Raw genomic sequence first — 21,809 nt, forward strand, 5'->3', positions numbered from 1 at the left:
CAATCGCCGCTCAACTGGCGTAAAGCGTCCCCCAACGGTCCAGAAGTTGCTTTTGCAGCTTTTTGGCCTCTGAATTGAATGTCTTGGCCCCGCGTGGCACCTCGGCGCCCGTGGCCTTTGCCTCGGTCCGCGCCGGTAAATCAGCCGCAAAAATTGCGAACGCCATACGACGCCCGTCTGGCCCCGTGGCATACCCCGCCAAGGTCGACACGAAATCAAGCGTCCCCGTTTTGGCCACCACCCGCACAGGGTGGTTCGGGTCGATCGTCTTGCCGCTCGCGTCGGGCATCCCGATGGTTTTCAACAGCGGCCCGACCAGAGCCTCCACCCCGTTTGACGCAAACAGACGCACCATATCGGAGGTCGACACATGGCTCTCTCCCCCCAAACCGGAATGGTCGACAAAGGCCAGATGCCGCGTACCAAGGCGTGCGCGCGCCCATGTCGTCATCGCCTGCGCCGAGCCTCTTAGCGATGTCGCATCGCCACCGCGTGCCAGTGTCGCACGAAGCCCCAAAACCTCCGCCGTCAGGTTGGTCGAATACAATAACATGTCGCGCACCATGACGGTCAGCGGCAGGCTGTCGTGAACCGCCACGACATCACCATCGGGCGCGGCCTGCGCCCGCACCGCTTTGGGCAACGAAACCCCGTTTTGTCGCGCGACCGCCTGAAACACCTCGCCCGCATAAAGCGTCGGCAAACGCACGGGCAACCACCGCGCCCCGCCATTGCCAAGCGCCGAACGCGCCACAGTCCAATCGTCACGGTCCTGACCGGCCTCCCAATCAAAAACCGGTAGATCCCGCGGTGCAATGCGCATGGAGGCAATCTTGACATCCGGGGCATAGCGTTCGGCCCGCGCATCCATTTTGACCGTGTAATCCCCACCCGCGCGGCGCCATTCGAAATGCACGCGGTTGTAATTCACGTTTAGCCCCGTGATGGTCGGGTTATAGCCCGCGTATTCTGTCTGTTGATCGTCGATCTGGTTGATCCGTGGCAAGGCCCCGTCCCAAATCAAGAACCGTCCCGTTACGCCCGCAATTCCCGCCGCCTTCACCTGTGCGGCCAACGCGCCAAGCCCATCGGTGTCGAGTGTGGGATCTCCACCGCCCGCCAGTATCAGATCGCCCTGAACCTTGCCCTCGACCACGGGTCCTGTCGCAAAGACCCGCGTCTGGAATGTGAACCCCGCCCCCAGAATTTCAAGCGCATAGATCGACGTTACGGCCTTGGCCACCGACGCCGGCGGCAGACGCAACACCGGATTGCGCGTCTCCAATATCTCCCCCGTGACCGCATCGGCCACCGCAAAGGACAGTTGCCCCGACAGCCCCGAGGCGGCGACCAGATCCTCCGCACTCGGGATGGCACGTTTGAAGAGATCAGCGGGGCGCGGCACAGGAAACGGCGAGGTGATCCGTGGCGCCACCGTCCCGCCCTCCTGACCAAAGGCCGCGCCCGCAACGCCGCCCAAAAGCAACCCCAAGGCCGCACGGCGGCTCACCGATCTGGACGTTTTTTCATACATGACGCCGAGTTAAGCGAGCCACCACGCCAAGAGCAAGGCCCATTTGTCACACATCATGCGGCCATGCGCCTGCGTTGCGAATCCGTGTCGAGGACGCATCACTCATCGGAACATTGATAAAGCACCATGACGGCACGCCACGCCGCCCCAACAGCCGCGCAGACCGCGCAGGCAACTTGGCGTAGGCAAAGGTTTTTGCCGCCACGGAATTGCGCGCCGCCCCTCGCGTCCCCGGTCGCGCGATCACCCCAACGGGTGTTGTCGCCATGATACCGCGCCAGTCCTGCCAGTGGTGGAATTGCGCCAGATTGTCCGCGCCCATCAACCACACGAACGTCACATCCGGATACAGATCACGCAGCGCATCAAGTGTGGCGGCGGTGTACCGCGTCCCGGTGTGGGCCTCGATGTCCGTGACCTGCACACGCGGATGGTCCATCACGGCACGCGCCCGCTCCAGACGTTGATCAAGAGGCGCCGGTCCCGCGGATTTGAGCGGATTGCCCGGCGTGACAAGCCACCACACCGCATCAAGGCCGAACCGTTTGAGCGCCGCACGGGTGATATGCACATGCCCCTCATGCGCAGGATCAAACGACCCTCCGAGCAAGCCGATCACCTGACCGCGCCGCGCATATGGAAGGCGATGGCGCATCATGTATCGTAACACTCCACACGCGCCTTATGTGGCCTTCCGACCGTCGTCATCCGCATTTGGAATGCCCGCACGACCCACAGGTCATACAGCCCTCAACCATGCGCAGGTCGTATTGACCACAGGACGGACAGGCCTTGCCCCGTGATTTATCACCCATGGCGACCGCTTGTGCCTGGGGGTCGGCCTTGAGGCCCATGCCCTCACCCGCGATGAACCCCGTCTCGATCAGGTGGCGCTCGATCACACCGCCGATCGCCGCCAGAATGGAGGGGATATATTTGCCCTGCATCCACGCACCACCGCGCGGATCGAACACGGCCTTGAGCTCTTCGACCACGAACGACACATCGCCCCCACGACGGAACACCGCCGAGATCATCCGCGTCAGCGCCACGGTCCACGCGAAATGCTCCATGTTTTTGGAATTGATGAAAATCTCGAACGGACGGCGATGGCCGCCATGCACGGTGTCATTGATGGTGATGTATATCGCGTGCTCGCTGTCGGGCCATTTGACCTTATACGTCGCACCCTCAAGGGTCTGCGGCCGGTCAAGCGGCTCGGACAGATAGACGACATCCGCGCCCTCTTGGATCTCGGGGACATCGTCGGAGGTTTCACTGACCGACAAAACCGATCCCGTCACATCGTTCGGGCGATAGGTCGTGCAGCCTTTGCAGCCCGTATCCCACGCCTCCATATAGACCTCTTTAAAATCGTCAAAGCTGATGTCTTCGGGGCAGTTGATGGTTTTGGAAATCGAGCTGTCGACCCATTTTTGCGCCGCCGCCTGCATCCGCACGTGATCGAGCGGGGCAAGGGTTTGCGCGTTGACGAAATAGTCGGGCAATGCAGCATCCGCGCCGAATTTGTCGCGGTAGAGTTTCACGGCGTAGTCCACCACTTCCTCTTCGGTGCGCGACCCGTCCTTTTGCAACACCTTGCGGGTGTAGGCATAGGCAAACACAGGTTCGATGCCCGAGGACACGTTGCCCGCATAGAGCGAGATCGTCCCCGTCGGCGCAATAGAGGTCAACAGCGCGTTGCGGATCCCGTTGGTGGCAATCGCGTCTTTGACGTCCTGATCCATATGGGTGAGCGACCCACTGGCGAGATATTTATCGGCGTCGAACAGCGGGAATGCACCCTTCTCCTTGGCCAGATCACTCGACGCGAGATAGGAGGCGCGGGCGATGGCCTTGAGCCACGCCTCGGTGGTCGCGGCGCCCTCTTCGGAGCCGTAGCGTTGCCCGACCATCAACAGCGCATCGGCCAGACCCGTCACACCCAGACCGATGCGGCGTTTGGCCTGCGCCTCTTGGCGTTGCTGCTCCAATGGGAAACGCGAGGCATCCACCACGTTGTCCATCATCCGCACCGCGGTGGCGACCAGATCGGTGAGCTTGTCGATGTCAAGATGCGCACCATCCTCAAACGGCGCCTCGACCAGTCGCGCAAGGTTGATGGAGCCAAGCAGACAGGCCCCGTAGGGCGGCAACGGTTGCTCACCACACGGGTTGGTCGCCGCGATATCCTCGACATAGGCGAGGTTGTTGAGCTTGTTGATGCGGTCGATAAAAATCACACCGGGCTCGGCGTAATCATACGTCCCCTTCATGATCTTGTTCCAAAGATCACGGGCCTGAACGGTGTGATACACCTTGCCACCGAATACCAACTCCCACGGGCCATCGGCCTTGACCGCCTCCATGAACGGATCGGTGATCAGAACGGAGAGGTTGAACATCCGCAACCGCGCGGCGTCCTGTTTGGCGGAAATGAAATCCTCGATGTCGGGATGGTCACAGCGCATCGTGGCCATCATCGCCCCGCGCCGCGAACCTGCCGACATGATCGTGCGGCACATCGAATCCCACACATCCATAAACGACAGCGGGCCGGAGGCATCCGCCGCCACCCCCATCACATCCGCGCCCTTGGGGCGGATCGTAGAGAAATCATACCCGATGCCGCCGCCCTGCTGCATGGTCAATGCGGCCTCTTTGAGCATGTCGAAAATGCCGCCCATGCTGTCGGGGATCGTGCCCATGACAAAGCAGTTGAACAGCGTCACAGACCGCTCTGTCCCTGCGCCCGCCAGAATACGGCCCGCAGGCAGGAATTTGAAATCCTCAAGGGCGGCATAGAATTTGTCTTCCCATGCCGCCGCATCCGTCTCGACCGAGGCCAAAGACCGCGCCACACGCCGCCAACTGTCCTCGACCGTCAGATCAAGCGGCGCACCGCCCGCTTCCTTGAAACGGTATTTCATGTCCCAGATTTGTTCAGCGATAGGGGCAGCGAAACGGGTCATTGAGCAGGTCCGATCTTTTGTCATCATGGGGTGTGGGTCGCGGGATTTAGCGTGCTTGGGATCGAAAGGCAACTTGAACTCGGGCGCAATTGCCATATCCTGTCACGCTCGACCTGAGGAGGGCATAGTGGCAGATCACGTCAATCTTGTGAAGCTTTGCGTCGGCGTGGAGAGCGTCGACGACCTGGCCGCACGCATCGCACATCGCGGCACCCGAACCACGTCGCACGTAACCCGCATGTGGCCCAAACAAGAGGAGGCCCTTCTCGCGGGCGGCTCGCTCTATTGGGTGATAAAAGGCGTCATTCAGGCCCGCCAACGCATTGTCGCGTTAGAGGAATATCGCGGGGCCGATGGCGTGCGGCGCTGTGCCATCATGCTCGACGCCGAATTGATCCGCACCACAAGTGCGCAGCGCCGCCCGTTTCAGGGATGGCGTTACCTCAAACCCGACGACGCCCCCGCCGATCTGCCCAAAGGGCGCGAAAGCGAACCCGAACTGCCCGCCGAATTGGCGCAAACCCTCGCCGACATCGGCCTGCTTTAAACCGTCAGGGCGGCATTGCGCGGGCGCTTAGTCGCCCGCCTGCAACATATTCTTGAGCACGGACATCGCCGCACGGTCCGTGTCATCCCAATGCGCCGTCCGGCTTTTGAACAGTGTCGCCTGTGATTTATGCACAGGTTCACAGCTCAGGATTTTGAGGTGGTTCGCCCGCAATGTCTCGCCCGTCGACGTGATATCGGCCACGGCCTCGGCCGTGAGATTTTTCACGGTGCCCTCAGTGGCGCCTTGGCTATCCACAAGCTGATAATCCGCCACGCCATGCGCCTTCAGGAACTCGCGCACGAGGTGGTGATACTTGGTCGCGATCCGCAAACGAAACCCGTGGCGCGCCCGGAACGCCGCCGCGGCCGCATCGAGATCGTCAAGCGTATCAACGTCCACCCACGCCTTTGGCACCGCAATAATCAGATCGGCATGGCCAAACCCCATGGGCGCCATTTCAACCACTTTCGCATCCCACTGGCTCAACTTGTCGCGCACCAGATCCGACCCCGTCACACCGAGGTGAATACGCCCCGCCGCCAGCTCGCGCGGAATTTCGGACGCCGACAACAACACCAACTCCACGCCCTCGATGCCATCGACCGCGCCCGAGTATTCGCGCTCGGCACCGGTTTGGCGCAACGTAATCCCGTGGTTCGCGAACCATTCAAACGTCTTGTCCATCAACCGGCCTTTTGAAGGCACGCCCAGTTTAATCGTCATCACATGGCTCCCTTGAGGGCAAGCATCAGATCGGGCCGCATCACACCACCCACAGCCGGCACACCCGCCCCTTGGCCAAGCACGGCCGTGAGCGCATCATAGCGCCCGCCCGTGGCCACAGGCGGCAAATCGGGCCGCGCCTCGGCATAGAACCCGAACACGAATCCGTCATAATATTCCATCGACGTGCGCCCGTAGGAGGCCTCGAAATCAAGGTGGTCCACATCCACACCGCGTTTTGACAACGCCTCACTGCGCCGGTCCAGACGCGTCACCGCGCCCGAAATGGCGGGCATATCCACGGCGATATCGCGCAGGGCCGACAACACATTCGGCACCGTTTCCTTGAGCGACAAAATATCGTCGAGCAATTCAACCTCGCCCTCGGAAACCGGCGGCTGTTCCGCGTCCTCTTCGAGGGCCTTGATCCGTGCGTTGATCTCGCTTTGGGTGCGCAGCCCCGTAAACGGCGCAGCCTCGTCAGCCAGATTGGCACGCACCCGCGCGATATTGGCCTCGCGCAGCGCCGTGCCGCCCGCAGAAAAGCGGTTCAACAAGGCGCGGAACCGGCGCGGGCGCCAGATGTGGCGCAACAAGGCCCCACGGCGGCGTTCGGTCGTGTTCAACCCACGCACCGCATCGACCAGAATCCCGATATCACCCGTTGCCGCACGCAGATCATACTCTTTCAACTGTTCGGAAAAATTCGCAAACACATCCGCATCCGCCGCCGCGGCATCCGCGCCACCAAACACCTCATAGCCCACCTGCATATATTCGCTGCTGCGCTGCGGGTTATCGTCCTGTTTGCGGAACACTTCGCCCAGATAGGTGTAGCTCGCGGGCAACCCGTCGCCCGCCATATGGCATTGCACAACCGGCACCGTAAAATCGGGGCGCAGCATCATTTCGCCACGCTCGGGGTCAGACGTCACGTAGGCCCGCGCCCGAATATCCTCGCCGTACAGATCAAGTAGCACCTCGGCGGGTAGCAAGATATCCGTCTCGAACCGCGCCGCACCCCCCGCAACGAACTGGTTGCAAAGCGCTTCGGCCTCGGCCCGCACAAGGTGTTTTTCAGACGTCATTTTGCGCATCAGGCATAGCTCTCGATGATCTCGCGCACCTTTGCGATCAACTGATCACGCGGCACTTCAAACTGGTTCGGGCGGTCTTTCCACTCTTCGAGTGTCGCATCTTGCGCGATCTTCGCCCCAAGGACGAGATCCTTGATCTGGATAACGCCCCTCTCATGCTCGTCCCCCCCCTGAATCACGGCCACAGGGGAATTGCGTTTGTCGGCATACTTCAACTGGTTGCCGAAATTCTTGGGGTTGCCCAGATAGACCTCGGCGCGAATGCCCGCTTGGCGCAGCTCGGTGACCATCTGCATGTAGTCGCCCATGCGCGCCTTATCCATGACGGTCACAACCACAGGCCCCGCTTCCTCGGACCCGATGCGCCCCGTCGCCCGCAAGGCGGCCAAAAGGCGGTCAACGCCGATCGACATGCCCGTCGCAGGCACGGCCTGACCGGTGAAGCGTTTGACCAGATCGTCATAGCGCCCGCCACCCGCGACCGAGCCGAACTCGCGCACGCGGCCTTTTTCGTCGGTAACCTCAAAGGTCAACTCCGCCTCGTAAACAGGGCCGGTATAATAGCCAAGCCCGCGTACAACGGCGGGGTCGATCACGATGCGGTCCGCGCCATAGCCTTGACCCGCAAGCAGATCGGCAATCTCGCGCAGCTCGTTCACCCCCTCGATCCCCGTTTGCACATCGCCCACCAACTCGCCCAACCGCACAAGCGTGGCGGCATTGTCGGTTTGGCGACCGTTGACGAACCCGAGGATCAATTCGACCTGTGCGGCGGCGAGCCCTGCCCCATCTGTGAAATCGCCACTGTCGTCTTTGCGCCCCTCGGTCAACAACGCCATAACGCCCGCGTCACCAAATTTGTCGTGCTTGTCGATGGTGCGCAAAACGATGCCGCGCGTTGCCGCGAACTCATCGGTGTCAGGCAGGCCCGCGGCCTCCAACACCCCGTCGAGCACCTTGCGGTTGTTGACGCGGATAATGTAATCGCCCCGCGCGATGCCAACGGCCTCCAACGTATCGGACAGCATCGCACAAATTTCGGCGTCGGCGGCCACAGAGGGCGCACCAACCGTGTCGGCGTCACATTGGTAAAACTGACGGAACCGCCCCGGTCCGGGTTTCTCATTGCGCCACACCGGCCCCATCGCAAAACGGCGGTACGGCACCGGCAAATCCTGGCGGTATTGCGCCGCCACACGCGCAAGCGGCGCGGTCATGTCATAGCGCAACGCGACCCAATCGCCTTTGTCGGCAGAATCATCTTCCTGCCATGCGAACACGCCCTCGTTGGGCCGGTCCACATCGGGCAGGAATTTTCCAAGCGCCTCGACCGTCTCGACCGCCGATGTTTCCAAAGCCTCGAACCCGTAAAGGTGATAGACTTCGGCAATGCGATCAAGCATAGCCTTGCGCTCGGTCACTTCGGTGCCGAAATAATCACGAAAGCCTTTGGGCGCGATTGCCTTGGGGCGCGGGGTTTTCTTGGGCTTGGCCATCGGGTTGGTTCCTTGACGCTTTGTCGCTCGCGGCATAGCCGAAGGGGGCGCTTGGGGCAAGCGGATGAGCCGCAAAGAGGCGAATGGAGAACAAAGAACATGTCAGACACCGACCGCATTACCGCGCTCGAAGAGCAAATTTCCCACCTGATGAAAACGGTGGACGAGCTGTCCGATGTCATCGCACGTCAGGAGAACGACCTCGACAAAATGCAGCGCCGCCTCGGGATGCTGATGGACGCCGAAGTGTCACGTCAGGCCGATGGCGAAGGGTCGATTGCCCTCACCGATCAACGCCCCCCCCACTGGTAAGGCCACAAATGCGCGGATCGACGGCGCGCTTAACGGATCTGGTCCGTGACCAAAGCCCCGTCCGCGAGCAAAAGCTCCAACCAGTCTCCGGAGCCGCCAAAGGTTTTGTAAACCGACACAAAGGCCATGCTATGCTCCAGGGCCGGCAACCTGGCCGCAGGGCAACCGACACCTTTGCCCACGCCGCACGACTTGGCCTTGATGACCTCATAGGCCGCGTCCGCCTCCGACCATGACACGTCTTTACGGGCCTTGGCGTAGCGATGGACCTCGTGCAAGGCCGCCGAGCCGAACATCACCAACGAGGCGGTGATTTGGCGCGGACACTTGTCGTCAAATCCGGTGATGAACTGTGTGCGGGCCCCTGTCGAAGCAGGGTCGGTGTCATAGAGTTTCCAAACCGCGCGGCCCTCTCGCGGGAATTTGTCGACAAGTTCACCCTGTGCGGCGGGTTTGGCCTCACAGGCAATGCCGACCACACCAAAGGGAAGCACCTCGCCCGGTTGTACAGTGGACTGTGTTTTGTGCGCCCCTGCATGTTTCGATCCGGCGGCACGCGCCCCCGTATTGGCGAACAGACCCGCGAACAGACCTTTTCTCGCGGGCGCGGCGGGTTGCGCGACGGGTTGCGCGATGGGCGCGGGTTCCGTGGGGGCCGGAGCGTCCGGCGCGACACCAACGGTTTCGGGATGCACTTCGGGTGCGGCCGCATCTGGCGACACCGCAGCCACGTCGACATCCGCAGCACCATCAGGCGCAGCGGCTTGTGGCACGGCGTCAATTGAGACGCCGGCTGCCGCCTTGGGTTTGAGAAAGGCGAAAATTCCGCCCTTGCCCGCGCCCGCCGCCGCCGTCTCCGCCTCTTGGGCCCCGGCACTTGCGATCACTTCGATGTCGGTCCCCTCAAGCGGGGAGGGCGGCGGTGCGGCTTTCAGGAATGCAAAAAGCCCTTTGCGTTCGGGCGCGGGGGTCGCCGCCTGTTCGAACGCGGCCGCAAGATCCCGCGCCTGAGCCGAACCGCCCTCACCCTCGCCCGCGGTCACATCCGCCCCGGACACCTGCGTCCCCGTGGCATCCGGCACCATTGCGACCACCGCCGCATCATCGGGGGCCACCTTTGCCGCGCCGAATGCGGGCAACTCCATCTGGCACCCCGCCAGAACCGTCATCGCCATCACGCCTGCCAAAATCCGCATCAATCGTCTTCCACCATAACAACGCCATCCATCGATTTGATCGCGCCTTTGACTTCGGGCGAGATCACGAACGGCCGGTCTATTTCTATGTCGACCTCCCCCGGCAAGTCAGGGGCCATGAGACAAAAGGACAACACACCCTTGGCCGGTTGTTTGGCCTCCCGCGTCACGCGGGTCAACAATTCACTGACGGTGATGATGGCCGAAGCCTGATCACAAAACACCTTGAGACCCGCAGCACCGGCATCGGCCACGACCGTATCCATCGGGGCAACGGCACGGATGGTCGGGTCAAACTGCCCGTCATTGAACCGCCCCTCCAGGGTCACGACAACCTTGTCCGTGCTCTCGAACACCGCGCGGGCCGCGTTGAGATCCTCGGGTTTGCGCGCAAACATCGCGATGCCCGCGAGCTGTCCGGTGCTGTCGGAAATGTTCATGCGGAAATAGCGGTTGCCCTTTGACGATTTCATCTCGCGAAAGCCCGAGACCATGACGCCGACCTGCATCACGGCAGAGCCTTCGGCTTCGGCCTTGGCCTGTGCGCCCACAAGGGTGCCGATTTTCTTGCGCTTGAGCGCCGATGCATAATCATCAAGCGGGTGACCCGACAAAAAGAACCCGATCGCCTTTTGCTCTTCCATCAACCGTTCCGAGGCGACCCAATCGCCCGCAGGCGACAGGCGCGGTTCAGGCAAATCCTCACCCGCGTCACCAAACAGCGACACCTGATTGGAGGCCTTTTGCTCGTGGATCGCGGCGGAGTATTGCACGAGCGCATCAAGGCTCTCGAACACGCGGCGGCGGTTGCTATCCAACAGATCGAACGCCCCCGCACGCGCCAGCATTTCAAGCGGGCGCTTGCCCACACGTTTCAGGTCCACACGACGGGCAAAATCGAACAGCGTCACGAACTCCTTGCCGCCCTCGTTGCGGGCGTTGACGATCAGCTGCATCGCCTCGCCGCCGACGTTTTTGAGCGCGCCGAGCGCATAGACCAGTTTTTGATCCACCACATCAAAAGTTGCCAACGACCGGTTCACACAGGGCGGAATGATCTCGATATCAAGACCGCGACGCACCTCTTCGGCGTAGACCGACAGCTTGTCCGTGAGATGGATATCGCAATTCATCACACCGGCCATGAACTCGACAGGGTGGTTCGCCTTGAGCCACCCCGTCTGGTAGGACACAACCGCATAGGCCGCCGCGTGGGATTTGTTGAAACCGTAGTTGGCGAATTTTTCCAACAGGTCGAAGACCTCGGAGGCCTTTTTCGCCGTCACGCCGTTCTTGGCCGCACCGGCCTCGAATTTCGGGCGCTCGGCGTCCATCGCCTCTTTGATCTTTTTCCCCATCGCGCGACGCAACAGGTCGGCACCGCCAAGCGAGTAGCCCGCCATGACCTGCGCGATCTGCATCACCTGTTCCTGATAAACGATGATGCCTTGGGTCTCTTCGAGGATATGGTCGATCGTGGGGTGAACCGATTCCAGTTCCTTGCGCCCGTGTTTCACGTCGCAATAGGTCGGAATGTTTTCCATCGGACCCGGACGGTAGAGCGCCACGAGCGCGACGATGTCCTCGATACAGGTCGGCTTCATCTGGCGCAGCGCGGACATCATGCCCGAGCTTTCCACCTGAAACACCGCAACCGTTTTGGCATCCGAGTAGAGTTTGTAGGTTTTCTCGTCATCAAGCGGGATGAGGTTGATCTGGTTCTTGGCCCCCTCGGGCGGCGTGTACAATTGCGTGCCATCCGCCGCGACATGCAAATCACGCCCCTCTTTGAAAATCAGATTCATCGCCGACTGGATCACCGTCAGCGTTTTCAGACCCAAAAAGTCGAATTTCACCAGACCCGCGGGCTCGACCCATTTCATGTTGAACTGGGTGGCGGGCATGTCGGAACGGGGGTCTTGATACAGAGGGACAAGCTCGTCAATCGGACGATCCCCGATCACCACCCCCGCCGCGTGGGTGGACGCATTGCGCAGCAGGCCCTCGACCTTTTGGCCGTGTTTCAAAAGGCGGTCCACAACCTCCTCCGCCCGCGCCTCTTCGCGCAGGCGCGGCTCGTCTTGCAACGCCTGATGGATCGACACGGGTTTGACGCCCTCGACGGGGATCAGCTTGGATAGGCGGTCGACCTGACCGTATGGCATCTGCAACACCCGTCCGATGTCACGCACCGCCGCCTTGGACAAAAGCGCACCGAAGGTGATGATCTGGCCCACGCGGTCACGGCCGTATTTCTCCTGCACATAGCGGATCACCTCCTCGCGGCGATCCATGCAAAAGTCGATATCGAAGTCGGGCATCGACACACGTTCGGGGTTCAAGAACCGCTCGAACAGCAAGGAATAGCGCAGCGGGTCAAGGTCCGTCACAGTGAGCACATATGCCACGAGCGAGCCCGCACCGGACCCGCGCCCCGGCCCCACAGGAATGCCCTGCTCCTTGCCCCACTTGATAAAGTCGGCCACGATCAAAAAGTAGCCCGGAAAACCCATCTGCTCGATGATGCCCAACTCGAACTCGAGCCGTTTGTCGTACTCTTCGCGCGGCGCGGCGGGTTCGATCACGGCCAGACGCGCGTCCAATCCCTCCCACGCCTGTTTGCGCAATTCCTCGACCTCGTCGTCGGCAAACTTCGGCAGGATCGGATCACGTGTGTAGGCCTTGAACGCACAGCGCCTGGCGATCTCGACGGTGTTTTCCAGGGCCTCGGGCAGATCGGCAAAGAGTGCTGCCATCTCCGCAGGGGTCTTGAAATAGTGCTCGGGCGTCAACCGGCGGCGCGGCTCGGATTGATCGACATAGGCGCCCTCGGCGATACAGATCAGCGCATCATGCGCCTCGTACATCTCCGCATCGGGAAAATAGACATCATTGGTCGCAACAAGCGGCAGACCCAAATCATAGGCCCATTCCACAAACGGGCGCTCGGTGAGGCGCTCGGCCTCGGTGGCCTGCCCGTCCTCGCCGCGGTGGCGCTGCAATTCCACATACAAACGGTTGGGGTAAATCGCCTTGAGACGCTCCAATAGCGCACGGGCCTTGGGCATTTGCTGCGCCTGAATCAACTTGCCCACGGGACCGTTCGATCCGCCCGTGAGGCAAATCAGCCCCGCGCTATAGCGCTCCAACTCGTCCACGGTCACTTGCGGAATACCGTCGTGTTTATCCACATAAAGACACGAGTTGAGCTTCATCAGATGCTCATAGCCCTGTTCGCTCTGCGCCAGCAAAACCACCGGCGCGGGGCCACGCGGGCGCTCACCTGTCGCCGCCACATCATAGGCCAGATCGATCTGGCACCCGATGATCGGCTGCACCCCTGCGCCGCTTGCGTATTCGGAAAACTCCAAGGCACAAAACAGGTTGTTGGTGTCCGTCACCGCCACCGCCGGCATCCCCGCATCCGCGACCATCCCGCTCAACTTCTTGAGACGCATCGCGCCCTCAAGGAGGGAATATTCGGTGTGGACCCGAAGGTGGATGAAATTGGGGCTGCTCATTGGGCGCACGCTATCCCAAGCACATGGGGCGGGCCAACCCAAAAAGCACGCAGCCCCCTGACATTGGCGCCCCTGTGCCGGTTGGCAAACGCAAACAAACCCGCCTCCCGAACACGCCGGATTTTGATTGTCCGGAAAAATAACAGGGGAAACCGGCACACAAACCCTTGCCAACGCCGCCTTCGGGATGGTCTTCTATCTGAAACGGACCGCGCTTTCCGCCGCATCGGGCGCGACTCCTTTATAAAAGACAGCGGCAGGTCCGACAGATGGAAATCACGTTCCGCCTCAATGGCGAGATTGTCCGAACCGACACAACGCACACCCATACCCTGCTTGACCACCTGCGCGAAACGCGCGGGCTTACAGGCACCAAAGAGGGCTGCAACGAGGGCGATTGCGGCGCATGTACCGTCATGGTGCACGATGAACGCGGCCCCCATGCGCTCAATGCCTGCATCCTGTTCATGCCACAACTGCACGGCAAATCCGTCACCACGGTTGAGGGATTGTCACAGGGCGGGACCCTTCACCCCGTTCAGGAGGCGATGATTCACGAGCACGGCAGCCAATGCGGGTTTTGCACGCCGGGCATCGTGATGTCCCTCGCCACCGCCCACGCCAAGGGCGAGACGAACCACGCCGATACGTTGGCCGGAAACCTGTGCCGCTGCACCGGATATGCGCCCATTCTGCGGGCCGCCGACAAGGCCGCACCACAGCCCGCCCCGCCCCTGTCGCCCGCGCCGCTTGATGTGCCGGCTCTGGCCGGGCGCCCCGAAACATCCGACGAGCTCGCCGCACTCTATGCACGCAACCCCGAGGCCACCCTGATCGCGGGCGCTACGGATGTCGGGCTATGGGTTACAAAGCGGCTGATGGACCTCGACGATGTGATTTTCCTCGGCGGCGTCAAAGATCTTGTCGGCCTCACCGACACCGACACCGAACTGACCATCGGCGCGATGACCCCCATCGCCGATCTGGCCCCCGCCGTCGCCCCCTATTGCCCCTCGCTTGCGGAGATGTTCCGCCGGTTTTCATCGGTTCAGGTGCGCACCGCCGCGACCCTTGGCGGCAATATCGCGAACGGCTCGCCCATCGGGGACAGCCCGCCGCCCCTGATTGCGGCGAACGCGACACTGACCCTGCGCCGTGGCGACACCCGCCGCACACTCGCGCTTGAGGATTTCTTTGTCGCCTATGGCAAACAAGACCGCCAAGCCTCGGAATTTGTCGAGAGCATCACCGTGCCGAAATCGGGCCTCGCGGACCTGCGCGTCTACAAATTGTCCAAGCGGTTCGACCAGGATATTTCTGCCGTCTGCGGCGCGTTCAACATCACCGTTGCGGACGACATCATCACCGCCGCCCGCATCGCCTTTGGTGGCATGGCCGCGACCCCGAAACGCGCCAGCGCCGTTGAGGCCGCCCTCATCGGACAACCGTTCACCCGCACGACAATCGACGCCGCCCTACCCGCCTTTGCGCAGGATTTCCAACCACTGTCCGACATGCGCGCCTCCGCCGATTATCGCCTGAACAGCGCCCGCAACATGTTGGTGCGCTACCTGATGGAGCGCACGACACACGGCGCGCCCACATCCGTTCTGGAGGTGCGCCCATGAGTGTCGGAACATCCCTCCCCCACGATGCCGCCCGCCTGCACGTCACGGGTGCTGCGCGCTATGTCGATGACATTCCGACACCGGCCAACACGCTGCATCTGGCCTTTGGCCTGTCGACCGAGGCCCACGCCGGCATCACCGCAATCAACCTTGATAAAGTCCGCGCCCTTGCGGGGGTCGTGGCCGTGCTGTCGGCGGATGATTTCGACGAGATGCCCGATTGTTCGCCCTCCGTGGGGGACGAGCCGCTCTTGGCCACGGGAACGGTCCACTACGTCGGCCAACCTGTGTTTCTGGTCGTGGCCACATCGCACCTGATCGCCCGCAAGGCCGCACGCCTTGCCGACATCACCTATGCGCCCAAACCCGCGATCCTGTCCTATGAGGACGCGCTTGCGGCCAATTCCCGTTTTGAGGACGGCCCGCGCATCTACACCAAAGGCGACGCCGCCACCGCCATCGCCGCAGCCCCCCACCGCATCGAGGGGACATTCGAGATCGGCGGACAGGAACACTTTTACCTCGAGGGGCAGGCCGCCCTCGTGTTCCCGGATGACAACGGTGACATGGTGGTGCATTCCTCGACGCAACACCCCACCGAAATCCAACACAAAGTGGCCCATGCGCTGCACCTGCCGATGAGTGCCGTACGGGTGGAGACACGCCGCATGGGCGGCGGTTTTGGCGGCAAGGAAAGTCAGGGCAACGCGCTTGCCATCGCCTGTGCTGTCGCCGCCGCCCGTCTGGGGCGACCGTGTAAAATGCGCTACGACCGCGATGACGACATGACCATCACCGGCAAACGTCACGAGTTCCGCATCCGCTATTCCTGCGGCTTTGATGACGCAGGCGCGATCACGGGGATCGAGTTCGTCCACATGACCCGTTGCGGGTGGGCGCAGGATCTCAGCCTGCCCGTGGCCGACCGCGCCATGTTGCACGCCGACAACGCCTATCACCTGCGCAACGTGCGCATTGAAAGCCACCGTTTGCGCACCAATACCCAAAGCGCCACCGCCTATCGCGGCTTTGGCGGCCCTCAGGGCGTGATTGGCATCGAGCGCGTGATGGACCACATCGCGCATACGCTTGGCACCGACCCCGCCGACATTCGCCGCCGCAACTATTACGCCGACATGGGCACGCCAGAGGTCGCCACCCCTGCGACCCAAACCACGCCCTATGGTCAGGAGGTCGAGGATTTCATCCTTGGCGCGATGACGGCGAACCTGTTGGACAGCGCCGGTTACAAAACCCGCCGCGCCGCGGTGGACGCATGGAACGCAGCCAATCCGATCCTGAAAAAAGGCCTCGGGATCAGCCCCGTGAAATTCGGCATCTCGTTCACCCTGACCCACCTCAACCAAGCGGGCGCTTTGGTGCATATCTACCAAGACGGCTCCATTCGCATGAACCACGGCGGCACCGAAATGGGACAGGGATTGTTCCAGAAGGTCGCCCAAGTGGCCGCCACCGCGTTTGGCGTCAACACCGCCCGCGTCAAAATCACCGCGACCGATACCGCCAAAGTGCCCAACACCTCGGCCACCGCCGCCTCAAGCGGCTCGGACCTCAACGGCATGGCGGTCAAAGCCGCCTGTGACACCCTGCGCGCCCGTCTGGAAGCGTTCCTGAGCGACCACTTCGGTGAAACCGCTTTTGAGTGGCGCGACGACAGGGTGATGTTTGGCGCGTATGATATGGCCTTCGCGGAGGTGATTTCCCTCGCCTATCAAAACCGCATCAGCCTCTCGGCCACGGGATTTTACAAGACCCCGAAAATCGAGTGGGACCGGATCAAGGGCCACGGACGCCCGTTCCTCTATTTCGCCCACGGGATTGCCCTGACCGAGGTGGTGCTCGACACGCTCACCGGCGAAAACCGCATGCTGCGCACGGACATCCTGCACGACGCGGGCACATCGCTGAACCCCGCGCTCGACATCGGCCAAGTGGAGGGCGGATTTGTCCAGGGGGCGGGATGGCTGACCACCGAGGAACTGGTATGGGACGCGAACGGCACGCTCAAAACCCATGCCCCCTCGACCTACAAAATCCCCACCGCATCTGATGCGCCCGACATTTTCAACGTCGCACTCTGGGACGCGCCCAACCGCGAAGACACCATCTATCGCTCAAAGGCCGTGGGCGAGCCGCCCTTTATGCTTGGCATCTCCACCTTTCTCGCGCTGTCGGACGCAGTGGCGAGTTGCGGGCCGCACTATCCCGCCCTCAACGCCCCCGCCACGCCAGAGGAAGTGCGGGCCGCCATAAACCGCGCGGCAGGGGAGGTCCCCGCGTGAGCTTTGACCGCGCGGCCCTCGCCCGCGCCATCGCCACACACGGCCCCGTTGCCCGCGTGGTCATCGCCGAAACACACGGCTCTGTCCCGCGCGAAACCGGTGCGGCCATGTTGGTCTGGCACGAAAACGGCGACCTTGCACAGTCGGGAACCATCGGCGGTGGTGCCTTGGAATACGAGGCGGCGAAAACCGCCTTCACAGCGCCGCGTTTGTCCCGCATCCCGCTTGGCCCCGCGATGGGACAATGCTGTGGCGGGGCGGTGACCTTGCTCACCGAAGTGTTCACCGATGTGACACAGATCCCCGAGGATGTGTTTGCGCGCGGCCCGGGCGATATGCCCTTTGGCGTGACACGCGCCCTCGCCACGGCCCGCGCCACGGGAACCACCCCGCCGGACCTGATCGACGGGTGGATGATCGAGCCCGTGCGCCCCGCCTCGCGCCCGCTCTGGGTCTGGGGCGCGGGCCATGTCGGCCGTGCGATCGTCACCACTCTGGCCCCCTTGCCGGCATTTGACATCACATGGGTCGACACCCATGCCGACCGGTTTCCCGCTGACGTCCCCGACGGCGTCTCCCCCCTCGTGGCCACCACCCCCGCCGGGGCCGTGCGCCATGCCCCCGAAAGGGCCGAACATGTGATCCTCACCTATTCCCATGCGCTCGACCTCGAGTTGTGTCACCTGCTTTTGGGACACGGGTTCGCGGACCTCGGGTTGATCGGATCAAAGACGAAATGGGCACGCTTTCGTAGCAAACTGCGCACATTAGGGCATCTGGACACTGAAATTGCACGGATTTGCTGCCCGATCGGGCAACCCGAGCTTGGAAAACACCCACAGGCCATTGCGGTCGGGGTTGCCGCCCGCCTACTATCACCGGCGGGACAAAAAGATTCTATCGCACACAACACGGGTGAGGAACGCACGGGGTGAGTGACCTTCTCAAGATCAGCGGGCTGACCAAAGCCTATCCGGGCGTCGTCGCAAACGACACGGTGTCGTTTACAATTGGCGCAGGCGAAGTGCATGCCCTGTTGGGAGAAAACGGTGCGGGCAAATCCACGCTCGTCAAAATGATTTACGGGTTGGTCAAACCCGACAGCGGCACGATGCACATGCGTGGCGCGCCTTATACCCCCAACAGCCCACAGGCCGCCCGCACATCCGGCGTGGCCATGGTGTTTCAGCATTTTTCCCTGTTCGAAGCCTTGAACGTGGCCGAGAACGTGGCCTTGGGCATGGAAAAGCCGCCCAAAATGCGCGAACTCGCCCGCGCGATCCGCGAGGTGTCCGAAACCTACGGCTTGCCGCTCGACCCCGACCGGATTGTCGGTGATTTGTCCGCGGGGGAACGTCAACGGGTCGAAATCATCCGCTGTCTGTTGCAAGATCCCAAACTGTTGATCATGGACGAACCCACCTCGGTTCTGACCCCGCAAGAGGTGGACATCTTGTTCACAACGCTGCGCAAATTGCAGTCCGAAGGCACATCGATCCTCTATATCTCCCACAAGCTCGAAGAAATCCGGTCGCTCTGCGACGAGGCCACGATCCTGCGCTTGGGCAAAGTCGTGGGGGAATGCGACCCAAAGGCCACCACAGCACGCGAAATGGCCGAACTGATGGTCGGCGCAACACTACACACCCCCACCCGCGAAGGCGGCGAGACGGGCGAAATCCGCCTTGAGGTCCGCGACCTCAGTTTTGCCCCCGCCAACCCGTTCGGCACACGCCTCAAGGATGTCGCGATGTCCGTGCGCGCCGGCGAGGTTCTTGGCATCGGCGGGGTCGCGGGCAACGGTCAGGACGAATTGCTATCGGTCCTGTCCGGCGAGGCGAAAACGGCCAAAGGCAGCGTGATCCTTGACGGACAGGACATCAGCCGCACAGGGCCGAACGCACGCCGCGCCCTTGGCCTGTTGGCCGCCCCCGAGGAGCGCCTCGGCCACGCGGCAGCCCCCGACATGAGCCTCACCGAAAATGCGCTTTTGACCGCCAACACCCGCAAGGACCTGTCGAAAAACGGCTTTATCAACTGGAAAAAGACCGAAGCATTCACGCGCGACATCATCACCGCCTTTGATGTGCGCACACCGGGCCCTGCCTCGGCGGCGCGGTCTTTGTCGGGCGGGAATTTACAGAAATTCGTGATCGGTCGCGAAGTGCTTCAGGACCCGAAAGTCTTTGTCGTCAATCAACCCACTTGGGGCGTTGACGCCTCTGCCGCGGCGCAAATCCGCCAGTCGCTTCTGGACCTTGCCGAAAAAGGGGCGGCGGTGATTTGCATCAGTCAGGACCTTGATGAGCTGATGGAAATCTCCGACCATTTCGCCGCCCTCAACGAGGGCCGTCTCAGCCCGCCGCGCGTGGCAAAGGGGCTCTCGGTCGAGGAAATCGGCCTGATGATGGGCGGGGCCCACGACATGGAGGTGGCAGAGATATGATTGCGCTCGTCAAACGGCCACAGCCGTCGAAACTATGGACCCTTGCCACCCCCGTTCTGGCCGTGTTGATCACGATGATCCTTGGCGGGATCTTGTTCGCAATGATGGGCAAGGACCCGTTCGAGGCGATCCGCACGATTTTCTGGGACCCGCTGTTCCACGAGCAATTCGCAGCCTATTCGCGGCCGCAACTCCTCGTCAAAGCCGGTCCGCTGATCCTGATCGCCATCGGCCTGTCGCTCGGGTTCAAGGCGGGGATCTGGAACATCGGCGCCGAAGGGCAATACATCATGGGCGCGCTATCGGGTGCTGCCGTGGGCCTCGCCCTCTACCCGTTGGACGCATGGTTCCTCTTTCCCCTGATGGTCATCGCGGGCGCCTTGGGCGGTTTTTTATGGGCCATGATCCCCGCCCTTTTAAAGACGCGGTTCAACACCAATGAAATCCTCGTGTCCCTCATGCTTGTCTATGTGGCCGAACAACTCATGGCCTCCGCCTCGCTGTCGTGGCTGCGCAATCCCGAGGGCAACGGCTTTCCCGGATCGCGGAACCTGTCCAAGATCGACGCCATGTCGAACCCCGAACTTTTCACGGGGACCGGAATACACTGGGGCGTCATCGCCGCGTTTGCCGCCGTGGTCGCCGCCTATGTCTTGATCAACAAACACATGCTCGGGTTTCAAATCCGCCTGACCGGAGAAAGCCCCCGTGCGGCGGGATTTGCAGGCGTCAACGCGACACGTCTGATCATATTCTGCCTTGGCACCGCGGGCGCCCTCGCGGGCCTTGCCGGCCTGTTCGAGGTCACGGGACCGGCCGGTCAGGTCTCCATCGATTTTAACGCGGGCTACGGTTTTACCGCGATTATCGTCGCCTTTCTGGGGCGCCTGCACCCCGTCGGCATCCTGTTCGCGGGCCTGCTTCTTGCCCTGACCTTTATCGGCGGCGAGCTTGCACAATTCATGCTCGGGCTACCCTCCGCCTCGATCCAGGTGTTTCAGGGCATGTTGCTGATGATCCTCCTCGCGATGGATATTTTCGTCAATTACCGCATCGTTCTCAAAAAGACGGAGGTCGCGTGATGGATTTCGGATCAATCAACCCTGTCGTTCTTCTGGCCTCCCTCATGGTCGCCTCGACCCCGATCTTGCTTGCCGCGCTCGGCGAGATGGTCGTGGAGAAATCAGGCGTACTGAACCTCGGCGTCGAGGGCATGATGATCACCGGCGCCGTGTGCGGCTTTATCGCCTCGGTGGAAAGCGGATCGCCACTGGTCGGGTTTATCGCGGCGGCGGCGGGCGGCGCACTTTTGTCCATGCTCTTTGGTATTGTGACACAGTTCTTCCTCGCCACCCAGGTCCCCGCAGGGCTTGCCCTCACGCTCATCGGTGTCGGGTTGGCCTCGATGCTCGGTCAGAACTACGTCGGCGTCCAGTCGCCACGCACACCCGAGATGCCGGTCCCCGTGCTACAGGATATTCCCGTTATCGGTCCGATTATGTTCCAACACGACGCGATGGTGTACTTTAGCCTGCTTGCCGTCCTCGCCGTCTGGGCCGTGCTCAAATTCACCCGTGCGGGCCTCATCTTGCGGGCGGTCGGCGAAAACCATACCGCCGCCCACGCGCTCGGGTACAAAGTGCGCCTCGTGCGCTTTTGCGCCATCGGCTTTGGCGGCGCGATGGCGGGACTGGGCGGGGCCTATATTTCGCTCATCCGCGTGCCGCAGTGGACCGACGGGATCACCGCGGGGATCGGATGGATTGCATTGGCCATCGTCGTGTTCGCCTCATGGCGCCCGTTGCGCGTCCTGATCGGTGCCTACCTCTTTGGCGGCATTACCGTGTTACAGCTCAACCTTCAGGCGGCCGGTGCCAAGGTTCCCGTGGAACTCTTGTCCATGTCGCCCTTTATCGCCACCATCGTGGTGCTTGTTGCCATTTCCGCCCGCAGTAAGGGAGGGATCAGCGGTCCCGCCATGCTCGGACGTATTTTCGAAGCCCGCTAGGGCGGACATCAACGGGGCTGCGG

At 62.0% G+C, this 21,809-nt stretch carries 16 protein-coding genes; 8 read left to right on the forward strand and 8 right to left on the reverse strand.

Annotated elements, in window-relative coordinates:
* Window positions 1-10: 10 nt before the first annotated feature.
* Genes dacB through ACN0Q0_RS02945 form a run of 3 tightly spaced genes read right to left on the reverse strand, consistent with a single transcriptional unit; the run spans window position 11 to window position 4,506 of the window.
* On the reverse strand, window positions 11-1,534 hold the full coding sequence (dacB, locus tag ACN0Q0_RS02935) for a D-alanyl-D-alanine carboxypeptidase/D-alanyl-D-alanine-endopeptidase (protein WP_417241853.1): 1,524 nt from the start codon (window positions 1,532-1,534) through the stop codon (window positions 11-13).
* A gap of 46 nt (window positions 1,535-1,580) precedes the next feature.
* The gene (locus ACN0Q0_RS02940) at window positions 1,581-2,189 is read right to left on the reverse strand and encodes a nicotinate-nucleotide adenylyltransferase (RefSeq protein WP_417241974.1); all 609 of its coding nucleotides are present in this window, start codon (window positions 2,187-2,189) and stop codon (window positions 1,581-1,583) included.
* Between the two features lie 49 nt (window positions 2,190-2,238).
* Window positions 2,239-4,506, reverse strand: coding sequence for an adenosylcobalamin-dependent ribonucleoside-diphosphate reductase (locus ACN0Q0_RS02945; protein ID WP_417241854.1), 2,268 nt, complete (start codon window positions 4,504-4,506; stop codon window positions 2,239-2,241).
* 127 nt (window positions 4,507-4,633) lie between these two features.
* Here ACN0Q0_RS02945 and ACN0Q0_RS02950 point away from each other — a divergent pair, with 127 nt between their 5' ends.
* Window positions 4,634-5,053: a DUF1489 family protein gene (locus tag ACN0Q0_RS02950; RefSeq protein WP_417241855.1), complete on the forward strand. Its 420-nt coding sequence runs from the start codon at window positions 4,634-4,636 to the stop codon at window positions 5,051-5,053.
* Between the two features lie 27 nt (window positions 5,054-5,080).
* Here the strand turns inward: ACN0Q0_RS02950 and hisG are convergent, their stop codons facing one another.
* From hisG to hisS, 3 genes are read right to left on the reverse strand one after another with little or no spacing between them, the layout of a single operon-like run.
* Entirely contained in the window at window positions 5,081-5,779 is a 699-nt protein-coding gene (hisG, locus tag ACN0Q0_RS02955) for an ATP phosphoribosyltransferase (protein ID WP_417241856.1), read from the reverse strand.
* Window positions 5,779-6,876: an ATP phosphoribosyltransferase regulatory subunit gene (locus tag ACN0Q0_RS02960; RefSeq protein WP_417241857.1), complete on the reverse strand. Its 1,098-nt coding sequence runs from the start codon at window positions 6,874-6,876 to the stop codon at window positions 5,779-5,781. The genes hisG and ACN0Q0_RS02960 overlap by 1 nt, the downstream gene beginning before the upstream one ends.
* Complete coding sequence (gene hisS / locus ACN0Q0_RS02965) at window positions 6,876-8,372, reverse strand: histidine--tRNA ligase (protein WP_417241858.1); 1,497 nt, start codon at window positions 8,370-8,372, stop codon at window positions 6,876-6,878. The genes ACN0Q0_RS02960 and hisS overlap by 1 nt, the downstream gene beginning before the upstream one ends.
* A gap of 99 nt (window positions 8,373-8,471) precedes the next feature.
* On the opposite strand from hisS, the gene ACN0Q0_RS02970 reads away from it, so the two are divergent.
* On the forward strand, window positions 8,472-8,684 hold the full coding sequence (locus ACN0Q0_RS02970) for a SlyX family protein (RefSeq protein ID WP_417241859.1): 213 nt from the start codon (window positions 8,472-8,474) through the stop codon (window positions 8,682-8,684).
* A gap of 29 nt (window positions 8,685-8,713) precedes the next feature.
* On the opposite strand, the gene ACN0Q0_RS02975 is transcribed toward ACN0Q0_RS02970, so the two are convergent.
* The gene (locus ACN0Q0_RS02975) at window positions 8,714-9,880 is read right to left on the reverse strand and encodes a hypothetical protein (protein WP_417241860.1); all 1,167 of its coding nucleotides are present in this window, start codon (window positions 9,878-9,880) and stop codon (window positions 8,714-8,716) included.
* Window positions 9,880-13,401, reverse strand: coding sequence for a DNA polymerase III subunit alpha (gene dnaE, locus ACN0Q0_RS02980; RefSeq protein ID WP_417241861.1), 3,522 nt, complete (start codon window positions 13,399-13,401; stop codon window positions 9,880-9,882). Before dnaE ends, ACN0Q0_RS02975 begins: the two co-directional genes overlap by 1 nt.
* A gap of 269 nt (window positions 13,402-13,670) precedes the next feature.
* Here dnaE and ACN0Q0_RS02985 point away from each other — a divergent pair, with 269 nt between their 5' ends.
* The 6 genes from ACN0Q0_RS02985 to ACN0Q0_RS03010 are packed head-to-tail and all read left to right on the forward strand — an operon-like array spanning window position 13,671 to window position 21,786.
* Complete coding sequence (locus ACN0Q0_RS02985; RefSeq protein WP_417241862.1) at window positions 13,671-15,029, forward strand: xanthine dehydrogenase small subunit; 1,359 nt, start codon at window positions 13,671-13,673, stop codon at window positions 15,027-15,029.
* Window positions 15,026-17,332, forward strand: coding sequence for a xanthine dehydrogenase molybdopterin binding subunit (xdhB, locus tag ACN0Q0_RS02990; RefSeq protein ID WP_417241863.1), 2,307 nt, complete (start codon window positions 15,026-15,028; stop codon window positions 17,330-17,332). The genes ACN0Q0_RS02985 and xdhB overlap by 4 nt, the downstream gene beginning before the upstream one ends.
* Window positions 17,329-18,267, forward strand: coding sequence for a xanthine dehydrogenase accessory protein XdhC (xdhC, locus tag ACN0Q0_RS02995; RefSeq protein ID WP_417241864.1), 939 nt, complete (start codon window positions 17,329-17,331; stop codon window positions 18,265-18,267). Before xdhB ends, xdhC begins: the two co-directional genes overlap by 4 nt.
* Window positions 18,264-19,778, forward strand: coding sequence for an ABC transporter ATP-binding protein (locus ACN0Q0_RS03000; RefSeq protein WP_417241865.1), 1,515 nt, complete (start codon window positions 18,264-18,266; stop codon window positions 19,776-19,778). Before xdhC ends, ACN0Q0_RS03000 begins: the two co-directional genes overlap by 4 nt.
* Entirely contained in the window at window positions 19,775-20,860 is a 1,086-nt protein-coding gene (locus tag ACN0Q0_RS03005) for an ABC transporter permease (RefSeq protein ID WP_417241866.1), read from the forward strand. The genes ACN0Q0_RS03000 and ACN0Q0_RS03005 overlap by 4 nt, the downstream gene beginning before the upstream one ends.
* Window positions 20,860-21,786 carry an ABC transporter permease gene (locus ACN0Q0_RS03010; RefSeq protein WP_417241867.1) on the forward strand — a complete coding sequence of 309 codons (927 nt, stop codon included), beginning with the start codon at window positions 20,860-20,862 and terminating at the stop codon, window positions 21,784-21,786. Before ACN0Q0_RS03005 ends, ACN0Q0_RS03010 begins: the two co-directional genes overlap by 1 nt.
* Window positions 21,787-21,809: the final 23 nt, after the last annotated feature.

Origin of the sequence: Celeribacter sp., from assembly GCF_048259695.1 — a bacterium.
Taxonomy (GTDB): Bacteria; Pseudomonadota; Alphaproteobacteria; order Rhodobacterales; family Rhodobacteraceae; genus Celeribacter.

What these genes read in the sequence shown, in the direction of transcription:
- dacB (WP_417241853.1), bottom strand. Translation starts at nt 1,534, where the DNA reads ATGTATGAAAAAACGTCCAGATCGGTGAGCCGCCGTGCGGCCTTGGGG.
- ACN0Q0_RS02940 (WP_417241974.1), bottom strand. Translation starts at nt 2,189, where the DNA reads ATGCGCCATCGCCTTCCATATGCGCGGCGCGGTCAGGTGATCGGCTTG.
- ACN0Q0_RS02945 (WP_417241854.1), bottom strand. Translation starts at nt 4,506, where the DNA reads ATGACCCGTTTCGCTGCCCCTATCGCTGAACAAATCTGGGACATGAAA.
- hisG (WP_417241856.1), bottom strand. Translation starts at nt 5,779, where the DNA reads ATGACGATTAAACTGGGCGTGCCTTCAAAAGGCCGGTTGATGGACAAG.
- ACN0Q0_RS02960 (WP_417241857.1), bottom strand. Translation starts at nt 6,876, where the DNA reads ATGCGCAAAATGACGTCTGAAAAACACCTTGTGCGGGCCGAGGCCGAA.
- hisS (WP_417241858.1), bottom strand. Translation starts at nt 8,372, where the DNA reads ATGGCCAAGCCCAAGAAAACCCCGCGCCCCAAGGCAATCGCGCCCAAA.
- ACN0Q0_RS02970 (WP_417241859.1), top strand. Translation starts at nt 8,472, where the DNA reads ATGTCAGACACCGACCGCATTACCGCGCTCGAAGAGCAAATTTCCCAC.
- ACN0Q0_RS02975 (WP_417241860.1), bottom strand. Translation starts at nt 9,880, where the DNA reads ATGCGGATTTTGGCAGGCGTGATGGCGATGACGGTTCTGGCGGGGTGC.
- dnaE (WP_417241861.1), bottom strand. Translation starts at nt 13,401, where the DNA reads ATGAGCAGCCCCAATTTCATCCACCTTCGGGTCCACACCGAATATTCC.
- ACN0Q0_RS02985 (WP_417241862.1), top strand. Translation starts at nt 13,671, where the DNA reads ATGGAAATCACGTTCCGCCTCAATGGCGAGATTGTCCGAACCGACACA.
- xdhB (WP_417241863.1), top strand. Translation starts at nt 15,026, where the DNA reads ATGAGTGTCGGAACATCCCTCCCCCACGATGCCGCCCGCCTGCACGTC.
- ACN0Q0_RS03005 (WP_417241866.1), top strand. Translation starts at nt 19,775, where the DNA reads ATGATTGCGCTCGTCAAACGGCCACAGCCGTCGAAACTATGGACCCTT.
- ACN0Q0_RS03010 (WP_417241867.1), top strand. Translation starts at nt 20,860, where the DNA reads ATGGATTTCGGATCAATCAACCCTGTCGTTCTTCTGGCCTCCCTCATG.